This window comes from Bacillus sp. FSL L8-0528 (genome assembly GCF_038593085.1).
GTDB classification, from domain to species: Bacteria; Bacillota; Bacilli; order Bacillales; family Bacillaceae; genus Bacillus; species Bacillus paralicheniformis.
Genome location: NZ_CP151961.1, coordinates 1170292 through 1183202 on the forward strand (window position 1 = coordinate 1170292; position 12911 = coordinate 1183202).

8 protein-coding genes are annotated in these 12911 nt (G+C 48.6%); 4 read left to right on the forward strand and 4 right to left on the reverse strand.

From position 1 onward, the window contains the following. Positions 1-7 precede the first annotated feature (7 nt). The 4 genes from MHI30_RS05880 to MHI30_RS05895 form a co-directional block, all read right to left on the reverse strand. Positions 8-1249 carry a cell wall-binding repeat-containing protein gene (locus tag MHI30_RS05880; protein WP_057957832.1) on the reverse strand — a complete coding sequence of 414 codons (1242 nt, stop codon included), beginning with the start codon at positions 1247-1249 and terminating at the stop codon, positions 8-10. 83 nt (positions 1250-1332) lie between these two features. Next, complete coding sequence (locus tag MHI30_RS05885; RefSeq protein ID WP_048350705.1) at positions 1333-2700, reverse strand: HAMP domain-containing sensor histidine kinase; 1368 nt, start codon at positions 2698-2700, stop codon at positions 1333-1335. Next, a complete protein-coding gene (locus tag MHI30_RS05890; protein WP_075754883.1) occupies positions 2697-3371 on the reverse strand; it encodes a response regulator transcription factor in 675 nt (224 codons plus the stop codon). Before MHI30_RS05890 ends, MHI30_RS05885 begins: the two co-directional genes overlap by 4 nt. A gap of 90 nt (positions 3372-3461) precedes the next feature. After that, positions 3462-3902, reverse strand: coding sequence for a ferritin-like domain-containing protein (locus MHI30_RS05895; protein ID WP_048350704.1), 441 nt, complete (start codon positions 3900-3902; stop codon positions 3462-3464). 204 nt (positions 3903-4106) lie between these two features. Here MHI30_RS05895 and modA point away from each other — a divergent pair, with 204 nt between their 5' ends. The 4 genes from modA (at position 4107) to addA (ending at position 12855) form a co-directional block, all read left to right on the forward strand. Further along, entirely contained in the window at positions 4107-4901 is a 795-nt protein-coding gene (gene modA, locus MHI30_RS05900; RefSeq protein ID WP_075754885.1) for a molybdate ABC transporter substrate-binding protein, read from the forward strand. A gap of 8 nt (positions 4902-4909) precedes the next feature. After that, entirely contained in the window at positions 4910-5566 is a 657-nt protein-coding gene (gene modB / locus MHI30_RS05905) for a molybdate ABC transporter permease subunit (protein WP_075754887.1), read from the forward strand. Positions 5567-5675: 109 nt separating this feature from the next. Next, positions 5676-9176 carry a helicase-exonuclease AddAB subunit AddB gene (addB, locus tag MHI30_RS05910; protein WP_075754889.1) on the forward strand — a complete coding sequence of 1167 codons (3501 nt, stop codon included), beginning with the start codon at positions 5676-5678 and terminating at the stop codon, positions 9174-9176. Next, entirely contained in the window at positions 9163-12855 is a 3693-nt protein-coding gene (gene addA, locus MHI30_RS05915) for a helicase-exonuclease AddAB subunit AddA (protein ID WP_075754891.1), read from the forward strand. The genes addB and addA overlap by 14 nt, the downstream gene beginning before the upstream one ends. Positions 12856-12911: the final 56 nt, after the last annotated feature.

The following is a 12911-nucleotide window of genomic DNA, read 5'->3' on the forward strand; positions in this document are numbered from 1 at the left end:
GTGTTTCTTAATGACCGGAATGTCCTCCATCCACTGACTTAATTTCCAATATGTCATCAAGAACGCCTTGCGTTCGAAATGAAATCTCATTTTCTGATCCGAGAATGAATGCATGGTTATAAGGGCCGTCCTGCGGTCTGTCCCGAAAAGAAGGCTCGATCTCGGATAAATAGCTGTACATCGTACTGTCTGCCTGTCCATTTTTGAGTAAAAGCAGAGGAGCGTGTTTTCCCAAATGGGAAAATGGCGCTCCGGCAAGCGCCAGCTCGGGCGCGGCCGTTGATGCGAACGACAGTCCGTGTCCCGGATCTGTGATTCCCCACCCAAAACCGGTGTTTTTATCGCTGAATTTCGCAAACGCAATCGAATTTGCGACAGGCGTATCTCCGGAAATTCTTTTGACTGTTCCATATTCCTTTAATGCATCCTCCGTTTTTTCTGAAACGGCTTTTTTAGGGCCGAGAATATAGATGTTTGCTTTGCCGTCCCTTTTCTTTAATGCTGCGGCCGTCTCTTCGGGAATGCCTTTTTTGTTCACGTACAGGATCGGCTCAGGCATGTGGGCGATCCAGTTTACAGCCGGGAGCGAATAAAGTTCCGCATCTTCCTCAGATGATCCGATGATAACGCTTTTCGGATACTCATCGGCTGCATCCGCGTATTCTTTGTCAATCTCTTTTGCCAGATCAGCCTCGTTCTTCCCTTTCAGCTCTTTTATTTTAAAAGAGTTCAAAGCTTGAAGCGCTTTTGACTCGAACTCTCCGACAGCCATGATTTGCGTTCCGTCTGAAGTGCCCGTCGGGTTCAAGCGCTTGATTTCATTCTGAATCTGCCCGGAGATTTTCCCTTTTTCTGCGATTAAAACAGGTCCGTTATTCGGGTGATGGATCAGATCAGCTGATGCAAGAGTTGCCTGCCATGATCCGCCCGAAACTAAAATCACTGCGCCCGGCCTGTTTTGTTTATGAGTGGCCGGCCATATCGTTTGAGAGGTTTTGATGCTCATTTCTTCCGGTGTATTTGCGTCAAGTCTTGTCGTGTTCTTTGTGTTTTTCACCAGAAGCCCTTCTTCCGCCCGCTTATTGAAATCATTCGGAAGAGAAGCGGCGTCTTTTTCTTTCATCTCCGAATGATTCTTCGTATGATGCTCCTCATGTCCGCCCGTGTTTCCCGAGCCGGAATTTTGGCATGCTGCGAGCGGAAGCGCGAAAACAAGCATGACAAAAAGTAAACCGGATTTCAATTTCATGGTGTTTTCCTCCTTTTTGGTTCAGATTACTGAGTAGTATACCCGGGAAATGTGCAAAACTGGTGCAGACATCTCGACATTTGTTACACATTAGAAGGCAGCGTGATGATAAATTCGCTTCCTTTCGGGGTTCTGTTTTTCACTGCAATCTGCCCGCCGTGAAGCTCGATGATTTCTTTCACGATGGCCAGGCCCAGCCCGGTACCGCCGGTTTGTCTGGATCTCGACTTATCGACCCGGTAAAAGCGCTCAAAAATATAATCCCGTTCTTCTTCCGGAATGCCGCAGCCTTCGTCCGCTACCGTAATCTTGACCTGGTCCTCTGCTTTTGCTGCGGTGACGACCGCTGTTGAATCAGGATCGGAGTATTGGCGGGCGTTGTTCAGCAAATTTGAGACCACTTGTGAAAAACGGACTTCATCGACTGAGACATAAAGAGCCGTCGGGATGTCGAATGAAAGGCTGATTCGTTTTTCTGAAAAAGCGACCGCCGCTTTCTGAACTTCTTTTTTTATGAATGTGTGCAGGTGAACCTGTTTCTTACTGATTTGAAATCCCGGCTGTTTCAGTTTTGTCAGCAAAAATAAATCGTCAACAAGGGTGTTTAAATTGTCCGCTTCCTCTTTGATGATCGACAAATACTGATTTCTGGCTTGTGGATCGAGTTTATCTCTCATCGCGACATCTGTGTAACCTTTTATATATGTGATCGGAGTCCGCAGCTCATGAGCGACGCTTGACAGAAAATCGTTTCGTTCTTTTTGAAGCCTGCTGAGATTTGAAGAAAGGCTTTCGATCGATGCGGCGAGCTCGCCGAGTTCATCGTTCCTTTTGATATCAAGCGGAATCGAAGCTTGACCGTTTTTGATGCCTTCGGTTGCCTCCTTCAGTTTAATAATCGGCTTCGCTAATACACGGCTGAACCAAAGAATAGCTGCGGCCGTTAAGACGCCGGTTAAGCCGAAGCTGAGGAAAAACCGCTTCGTAATGCTTGTCACCAAGGATTTTATCGAGGAGGTCTCCAAATACATGAAGACGTAGCCGGCCGTTTTCCGCCCGTTCATGATCGGACTGATCGTACAAATGTACTTTGATGTATTCCAATGGGACGATAAAGCGGTCCCTTTCCTCGGGATGTTTTTTTCTTCGAAATGAAGGTGTTCCGTCATGTCTCCCGGGGCAGACTGCGCCAATACGCGTCTATTTTGGTCCGTTATGATCACGTTTGTCCGGGCTTCGGTTTCCATCAGGGTGACGTGGTCTATCGTCCTTTTGTCAAAATGTTTTTCGAGGACGTCTCTGTGGCTGTTGCCCCTTAGTTGGAGCGCGCGGATTTCTTCGTTTATTCTTGTGTTGATAATCGTTGTATACAGCGCCGCAAAAAGGATGGCTTCGATGAAAAGGATTAAAATGAAAAATGAACCTGCGAGCTTAAATGAAATCTTTTTCATGCGCCGGTTACTTTGCTTGTCCATTTGTAGCCGACGCCGTAGACGGTCCGGAGATGATCTTCAACCGGAAAGCCCGCTTTTTTCAATCGGTTTCGCAAATTTCTCATGTGCGAATCGATGGTTCGGGCCTCGATATCAGAGTTGAACCCCCAGATGTTCTCAATCAATTGGTCTCTCGAAAGCGCTTGATCCGTGTGGTTTAAGAGCGTTCCGAGCAGATCGAATTCACTTGGCGTAATGCCGATTTCCCGTTGATTGACATGCAAGGTATGATGCTGTTTATTCCAGATTAAACCGCGGAACCGGATTTCATGAAACCGGCGGGTTCTGCGCAGGACGGCTTCTATTCTGGCAAGCAGCACTTTTTCGCTGAACGGTTTTGTTAAATAATCGTCTGCGCCGCAGTTCAGTCCGCGCACAATGTCATCCTGCCCGTTTTTAGCGGTGAGCATGATAATCGGAACGCTTGTCAATCTTCGGATCTCTTGGCAAATCATCCATCCGTCCATCTCAGGCATCATAATATCGAGAATAACAAGATCAAAATGGCTCATTTTTATTAAATCCAGGGCTTCTTTTCCGGTGGCGGCTTTTGTGCATGAATAATGTTCTAAATAAAGCTCCAGCAGATCGAGCATCCGGATTTCATCATCTACAAGCAGCACGTTCAATGTTTTAGCACCTCTTTAGTCAAAATAAAAGTCCGCTACTTAAAAAATATACCCTATAAGGGTATATTGATCAAGGCGGGAGGAACGGGATCACCTCTTTGACAAGAAGTATAAAAACCAGACTGCATGGTTTTGTTCGTCAGCTGCCGCGCGCTTGAACGCCTCCCGTATCGCCCGGTCTTTCACATAGTCTGCGATGTCCAAATAAAAATCAACCGTTTCTTGTTCGTCTTTAAATGCGGACTCCAGCGCGTTTCGATACTGTTCCGGACAAGGTTCCGTAATGGAAATGTCAGGCTTTCGGCCGGTAAGAGACGTATAAAATGTTAGGAACACATTAAAGTGGCGGATTTCATCTTCTCTGATTTCTAAAATCTGCTTTTTTGTTTCGGAATCCGGCGCCTTTTGGGCGATTTTTTGGTAGCAGACGACCGCGCTGTGCTCTCCGTTTATCGCTTTTTCAAGATCTTTGACCAGCCTGTCGTTTTGCCTGGCGGGATATGCGGGAAGATACGGCTGAACATACCACATGTTTTTCACCTCAACACTTTATATTTGACGTCCTGCCATTATATGTATGTGATGGCTTGCATGTGCCTATGGTAAAGTTTGAGCCTCGAACATGTGTCAAAATGATGTGCGGTGAGTACAATCTATTTTAAAAAAATGAAGTTTGACGTAAAATGGTTGTTAGTGCCGAATTGGTGATATACATATCAAAATGGAGTGAGACTATTGAAAAAGGTAATATTGACGGCCGTGGCCGTCTTGATGTCGGTTGTGTTGTTCGCCGGCTGCCAGGCGGAAAAAGGGGGATCAGCCAAGGGGAAGTCTGAAAAAGTTCAAATTACGGTTTCCGCGGCTGCGAGTCTCAAAGATGTATTAGCGGAACTTTCCTCCGTATATGAGAAAGATCATCCGAATGTCTCCATAAAGTTTAATTTTGGTTCATCGGGTGCATTGCAGCAGCAGATCGAACAGGGCGCTCCTGCTGATTTGTTTTTTTCTGCTGCTGAAGACAAATTTAATAGAGTAGTTGATCAAGGTTTAATTGACAAAAAAGACTCTGTCAAGCTGGTCGAAAACAGTCTGGTGCTGATCGTTCCGAAAGGGAAAAATCAGCATGTCAACAGCTTCAAAGATTTGGCGGAGGGCAAAATCGAAAAGCTTGCGGTCGGTAAACCCGAATCAGTGCCAGCCGGAAAATACGCAAAAGAAACGTTGACGAACCTTGACGTATGGTCTAAAGTGCAATCTAAAATCGTCTATTGCAAAGATGTAAGGCAGGTCCTTTCTTATATCGAAACAGGCAACGCGGATGCCGGAATCGTTTACCGGACGGACGCCCTTTCATCAGATCAGGTTGAGACCGTCGAGACGGCGAAAAGTGATCTGCATACACCGATTGTCTACCCGCTCGGAATTGTAAAAAATACAAAGCACAGGGAACAGTCTGAGGAATTTTATCAATTCCTGCAAAGCGACGAAGCCGTTAAGGCAATGGAAAAGTACGGATTTAAGAAGGGCTGACCGCCGTTATGCTTGAGGAATTCTTTTCCCCAATTGAAATTTCGATTCAAGTATCAGCTGCAGCGGGCATCATCGCTGTTTTGCTTGGAACTGCTGCAGCGAGGCTCCTGGCGAATCGAAACTTTAAAGGCAAGTCCGTTATCGAGACGGTGATGATGCTGCCGCTCGTACTGCCGCCGACCGTTGTCGGATTCTTTTTAATCGTGATCTTCGGAAGGCAGAGCGTGATCGGACGCTTGATAGAAAACGTATTTCAAGCACCGGTTATTTTTACCTGGTGGGCAGCCGTGATCGCCGCTGCGGTTGTCGCGTTCCCGTTAATGTATCAGTCAGCAAAATCGGGATTTCTGGCTGTCGATCGCGACATCGAGGATGCCGCGAGGGTTGACGGCGCAAGCGAATGGAGGGTGTTCCTCTTTGTCACCGTTCCCCTTGCATCAAATGGAATCATGACGGGGGTTGTGCTCAGCTTTGCGAGGGCGCTTGGCGAGTTTGGCGCAACGCTGATGTTTGCGGGTATCATCCCGGGGGTGACGCAGACGGTGCCGACGGCGATATACTTGGCGATAGATTCTGGGAATATGACGCTTGCGTGGATGTGGGTCGCCTCTATCGCGATCATCTCGTTTTTGATGCTGTTTTTTGTGCAGTTCAAGCAAAAATAGCCGTATGGGGTGCAAGTGCTCATACGGTTTTTTCCCAGTTTTGGAGAATGGTTATTTTGCAGATGTTTCGATAGAATAAAGAGTAAGAAACAGAAAGGAGACGGGCTTAGTGGGAGCAGTATTTTTATCAGGCAGATCCGGGAGTGGGAAAACGACCTTTATCCTGAATGAAATCAGAGAAAAACTTCGCGATGAACCGCTCGGAAAACCGATCATTTTTCTAGTCCCGGATCAAATGACGTTTTTAATGGAATACGAGCTTAGCAAAACACCCGATTTGGGCGGTACCATCCGCGCCCAAGTGTACAGTTTTTCAAGGCTTGCCTGGCGAGTGCTTCAGCACACCGGAGGCATGAACCGGCCGTTTTTGACGGGGACGGGCATTCAGATGCTGCTTCGGAGACTGATTGAAGAGCATAAGGGCGAGTTTAAAGTCTATCAAAACGCAAGCGATAAAAGCGGATTTACGGAGCAAGTGGAACGGATGCTGACCGAATTTAAACGGCATTGTCTGCCGCCTGAAAGCATCCGGGACATGATAGAGGGGACGGGCAAATCGGAATACGAAGATGAACGGATCCTTTCTGATAAATTGCACGACTTATATATTTTGTACAGCAAGCTTGAGGAAAATCTGGAGAATCAATATGTTCAATCTGAGGATTATTTGACGCTTTTGGCCGAGCAGATTCCGTATGAGGATGAGATTAGAAACGCTGCCGTTTACGTGGACGGATTTCACCAATTTACGCCACAGGAGATGAACGTGCTGGAACAGCTGATGGTACATGCGGAAGAGATCACGTTTTCGCTGACGGCGGATAAGCCGTTTACGGCCAACAGCCCGAATGAGCTCCATCTGTTCAGGATGACCGGGAAGGCGTACTATGACCTTTACCAGAAGGCGAAGGAACTCGGCCTTGATCCGTCTGAAGTGCGGCTGGAAGAGACGAAACGGCACCAGCAACATCCGGAGCTCCGGCACCTTGAACGCTATTTTGACGAGCGTCCTGCGAAACCGTATCGCGGACGGACGGAATCGCTCCGCATCATGCAGGCGTCGAACAGAAGAACCGAGATTGAAGGAATTGCGCGCGAGATTCATTCTTTAATCCGCAAGGGCCGGTTCCGGCTTAGGGATATCGCCGTCATCGCCCGCAATGTCGAAGATTATAAAGATACGATAAAAGAAGTTTTTAAAGACTGCGAACTTCCTTTTTTCATAGACGGCAAGGAATCGATGCAAAATCATCCGCTCATTGAGCTGATTCGTTCGACGCTTGATATCATTAAAGGAAACTGGCGGTATGAAGCGGTGTTCCGTTGTGTCAAAACGGAGCTTTTATTCCCGGAGGGACAGCCGAAGGAACGGCTGCGCGAACAGATTGACCAGCTTGAAAACTACTGTATTGCGTATGGCATTAAAGGAGACAGATGGACAAGCAAAGATCCGTTTGTTTACAGAAGATACGCTTCACTGGATGAGGATTTCGCCAAGACAGATAAAGAGATTGAAACGGAAAATATGCTCAATGAACTAAAGGGCTGGATCGTTCCGCCGGTCCACAGGCTGCAGAAGCGCTTGAAAAAAGCTGAAACCGTCAGGGAAATGGCCGAAGCCGTCTACCTTTATCTTGAAGAAGCCAATGTTCCGATGAAGCTTGAACAGGAAAGGCGGCTGGCCGAAGAAAGCGGTAGGATTGCCGAGTCGCGCCAGCATGAGCAAGTATGGGATGCCGTTATTCAACTGTTGGACGAGTTTGTTGAAATGATGGGCACAGAGCGGATATCGTTTGCTTTATTTCAGCAAATGATTGAAACCGGCTTGGAGTCTTTGAAATTCGCGCTGATTCCGCCCGCTCTTGATCAAGTGTTTATCGGCAATATGGACCTTTCAAGGATGTACGGCACGAAATGCACATTTCTCATCGGTGTAAACGACGGCATACTACCGGCGAGGCCTGCGGACGACGGCGTGCTTTCAGACGATGACAGAGAGTGGCTGAAACGAAACGGCGCACAGCTGGCGGCGACGGGGCGAGAGCAGCTCTTGGATGAGAATTTTCTGATCTACATGACGCTTTCCAGCCCGTCTGAAAAGCTCTATGTCTCCTATCCGATCGCAGATTCGGAAGGGAAGACGCTGCTTCCTTCAACAGTGGTGAAACGGCTGAATGAGCTGTTCCCGGACGGCGAAGAGAAGATGCTGATTCATGAACCCGAGCAGCTGGACGATGAAGCCCAGCTTGAATTTCTCGTGAATAAAGGCGCCGCCTTGAGCCATTTGGCAGGACAGCTCGGCATCTGGACGAGGCAGTATGCGATCAGCGATGTATGGTGGAGTACATACAACTTTTTAATGAATGAACCTGACCGCATTTTTTCTCAAAATATCCTGTCCAGCCTGTTTTTCAGAAACAAGGTCGAAAACTTGAACCGGCATGTGAGCCGCGATTTATATGGGGAGCACATTCAGGGAAGCGTGTCGCGGATGGAGACGTTCAAAGCCTGTCCGTTTTCCCATTTTGCTTCGCACGGTTTAAAGCTGAAGGAACGCCAATTTTTCAAGCTTGAAGCTCCGGATATCGGTCAGCTGTTCCACTCGGCGCTGAAGCTGATTTCAGACCGGCTTCAAGAGCTTAAACTGGATTGGCGCGACTTAACGAAAGCCCAATGCGAGACTTTGTCAAGCGATGCAGTTGAACGGCTCGCGCCAAAGCTGCAAAAGGAGATTCTGCTCAGTTCGAACCGTCATCATTATGTGAAGCAGAAGCTGCAAAAAATCATTGCCAGGGTATCGGGCATTTTAAGTGAGCATGCAAAAGCAAGCGGCTTTGCCCCCGTCGGCATAGAGCTCGGATTCGGGGGGAAAGGTCCGCTTCCTCCAATGCGTTTTACCTTGAAGAACGGCTGCACGATGGAGCTTGTCGGCCGGATCGACAGAGTGGATAAAGCGGAGAGCTCAAAAGGGCTGCTGCTTAGGATTGTCGACTATAAATCAAGTGATAAAGGCCTCGATTTGGCCGAGGTGTATTACGGCCTCGCCCTGCAAATGCTGACATATCTCGATTTGTCGATCACGCATTCAACCGATTGGCTCGGCATGAAGGCATCCCCGGCAGGCGTGCTTTATTTCCATGTGCACGATCCGATGATCCAGGCTTCGGTGCCGCTCGGCCTTGATGAAATAGAAAAAGAGATTTTCAAAAAGTTCAAGATGAAAGGGCTGCTCTTGGGAGACCAGGAAGCGGTCAAGCTGATGGATACCACACTGGAACAAGGCAGGTCGAACATGATCAGCGCCGGTTTGAAAAAAGACGGCTCGCTCCGTTCGGATTCTGACGTTATTGCAGAAGAGGATTTTCATGTGTTGAGGCGCCATATCCGCCGGACATTTCAGAAGGCCGGCGAGGAGATCACAGACGGCAAAGTGTCGATCGAGCCTTACAAGCTAAAAGACCGGACACCGTGCACATATTGTTCATACCGGTCATTCTGCCAGTTTGACGAATCGCTTGAGGAAAACGAATACCGGATATTAAAACCCGAAAAAGACAACGTGATTTTGGAGCGGCTGAAAAAGGAGGATGAGACAGATGGAGATTTCTAAACCGAAGGGCAGCAACTGGACTGATGACCAATGGAAGGCGATCGTCTCATCCGGCCGGGACATTTTAGTTGCGGCAGCGGCCGGCTCCGGAAAAACGGCCGTGCTGGTTGAGCGGATCATTCGGAAAATAACGGATCAGGAACGTCCCGTAGATGTCGACAGGCTGCTCGTCGTCACCTTTACGAATGCATCTGCGGCTGAAATGAAGCACAGGATCGGCGAAGCGCTCGAAAAAGAGCTTGCCGAAAATCCGGGATCGCTTCATTTGCGCAGACAGCTTGCTTTATTAAACAAAGCGAGCATATCAACATTGCACTCATTCTGTCTTCAAGTCATCCGCAAATACTATTATTTGATCGATGTTGATCCGGCTTTCCGGATCGCCGATCAGACGGAAGGCGAGCTGCTTGGCGATGAGGTGCTGGACGAGCTGTTTGAAGAAGAATACAAAAAGCAAGATCCGGCCTTTTTTGAACTTGTGGACAGATATACGACAGACCGTCATGACCTCGATTTGCAGCATCTTGTCAAGCGGGTCTACGAGTTTTCCCGTTCGCATCCCGATCCGGAGGGCTGGCTTCACACATTTGTTGATCTGTATGACGCTGCTTCAGATACGAAAGTTGAGGCTCTGCCGTTTTATTCTTACATTAAAGAAGACATCGCACTCGTTCTGGAGGGGATGCGGCAAAAGCTGACGCGTGCGCTTGATTTGACAAAGCAGCCCGGGGGACCTGCTCCGCGCGCCGAAAATTTCCTCGATGATTTAGCGCAGATTGACAGGCTGATTCAGCAGCAGAATGATTTTTCGGCCCTGTACGAGCTTGTGCCTGCCGTTTCGTTTCAAAGATTGAAGCCGTGCAAAGGAGATGCGTACGATCCTCGCTTGGTTGATGAGGCGGCAGACCTCCGCAACAGCGCGAAAAAGCAACTTGAAAAGCTGAAAAGCGATTATTTTACGCGAACTCCCGAGCAGCACCTTGAGAGCCTGAGGGAAATGAAGCCGGTCATTCAGACGCTCGTCCAGCTAGTGTTGGAGTATGGCAAGCGGTTTGCGGACGCGAAAAAGGAAAAAGCGATCGTCGATTTCTCAGACCTTGAACACGACTGCCTTGCGATTTTATCCGGGAAAAACCAAGCCGGCGAAGCCGTGCCGAGCGAAGCGGCGAAGTTTTACCGCCATCAGTTCCATGAAGTGCTTGTTGATGAATATCAGGATACGAACCTGGTCCAGGAAGCGATTTTAAAGCTCGTCGCCAAAGAGGAGCATGAGGGGAACCTGTTTATGGTGGGCGATGTCAAGCAGTCGATTTACCGGTTCCGCCTGGCAGAACCGCTTTTGTTCCTCTCGAAATATAAACGCTTTACAGATGAAGGCTCTGGTTCCGGCCAGAAAATCGATTTAAATAAAAACTTTAGAAGCCGTTCAGATATTTTGGACAGTACGAACTTTTTATTCAAACAGCTCATGGGAGAAAAGGTCGGGGAAGTCGAATATGACGAACAAGCAGAATTGAAGCTTGGCGCTTCTTACCCGCCGAACGAAGCGACAAAAACGGAGCTTCTGTTCATCGAAAACCAGAGCGGCGCGCCGGATGAAGAGGCTGAAGAGCTTGAGGCGGTCCAGCTTGAAGCAAGAGCGATGGCCGGGCAAATCCGCAGGCTGATTACAGAAAAATTTCAAGTATATGATGCCAAAGCGAAAGCGTCGCGAAACATCCAGTACCGTGATATCGTGGTGCTTTTGCGGTCGATGCCTTGGGCGCCTCAAATTATGGACGAGTTTAAACAGCAGGGAATACCCGTATACGCGAACCTCTCAACAGGTTATTTTGAAGCGACAGAAGTATCGGTCACACTGTCTTTATTAAAAATCATCGATAATGCTTATCAGGACATCCCGCTTGCGTCCGTTCTCAGATCGCCTGTTGTAGGTCTTGACGAAAATGAGCTTTCCTTGATCAGAATCAAGGATAAAAAAGCGCCGTTTTACGAAGCGATGAAAGCATACCTTTCTGCAGCAGACGGCGATGAAAGGCTCAGCGAAAAGCTTCGCCGCTTTGACGCCCTGCTCAAAAAGTGGAGAGCGTATGCGAAAAACCACTCTGTGGCAGAGCTGATCTGGGAAATTTACCGGGATACGAAGTATTTGGATTATGTCGGCGGAATGCCGGGCGGAAAACAGCGGCAGGCCAATTTGCGCGCGCTTTACGACAGGGCGAGATCCTATGAAGCGACATCGTTCCGCGGTTTGTTCCGCTTTTTAAGGTTTATTGAGCGGATGCAGGAGCGGGGTGATGATCTCGGAACGGCAAGAGCTCTGAGCGAACAGGAAGACGTTGTTCGGCTGATGACGATCCACTCAAGCAAAGGGCTTGAATTTCCTGTCGTATTTACCGCCGGTCTCGGACGGAATTTTAATATGATGGACTTGAACAAGTCTTATCTGCTGGATAAAGAACTTGGTTTCGGAACGAAGTTTATTCATCCGAAGTGGCGGATCAGCTATCCGACACTGCCGCTAATCGCGATGAAGAAAAAGCTCCGCCGCGAGCTTTTATCAGAGGAGCTGCGCGTCTTGTATGTCGCTCTTACTCGGGCCAAGGAAAAGCTGTACCTGGTCGGGACGGCGAAGGATAAAGAAAAGCTGCTTGCCGACTGGCGGTCACAAGCGGCCGGGTCTGAGTGGCTGCTCCCGGATTATGAACGGTTTCAGGCGAAATCTTACCTGGATTTCATCGGACCTGCTTTGATGAGACACAGAGATATGGATGAATCCGGCGCGCCGCAGGTGATTGATGAGATCCGCGAACATCCGGCGCGCTTTCAGGTCAGCTGGCTGTCCGCCGCAGATCTTCAAGCAGAGGATATTGATCAGGCCGGTGAAGAAAGACACGGCCGGCTCTCCCAAATTCAAATGGGGCTTCCGATCGACGGTTCGTTTGAGTATGAGCAACAAGTCAGAGAACGACTGACATGGTCATATCCATACAAAGACGCCGCCAAAGTCCGAACAAAACAGTCTGTCTCAGAAATGAAAAGGCAGAAGGAATATGAGGATGAGTACGGCGACCGCTCGCTGATTCGCCCAACCAAGGAGGCTCTCCTGTTTAATCGGCCGTCCTTTATGATGGCAAAAGGCCTGACCGCGGCCGAACGGGGAACGGCGATGCACACCGTCATGCAGCATATTCCGCTGACCCGTACGCCTGAAATAAATGAGCTCAGCCGTCTCCTTGACAGACTTGTTGAGAAAGAGCTGTTAACAGAAGACCAGCGGGCAGCGATTGAAGAAGACGATATTCTCGCATTCTTTGATACGGAAATCGGACAAAAGCTTCTCGGCGCCCGCCGCGTCGAACGGGAAGTTCCCTTTAACATGACGCTGTCCGCCAAAGAGGTTTACCCGGATCTCGAGTCAGCCGACGAACCTGTATTGATACAGGGAATTATCGATTGTTTATTCGAGACGGAGGACGGTTTTTACCTTCTTGATTACAAAACCGACCGGATACACGGAAAGTACCGAAACGGCTTCGAAGGGGCCGAACCGATTTTAAGGAAGCGTTACGAAACACAAATTCAGCTTTATGCACGAGCCGTTGAAACGATGATTAAAATGCCGCTCAAAGGGCGTGCACTGTACTTTTTTGACGGAGGACACGTGCTCTTATTTTAATATGAAACCGGCTTCCCCCTGACGATTTCGGGGGGGAGCTTTAATGAAAAGAGAGG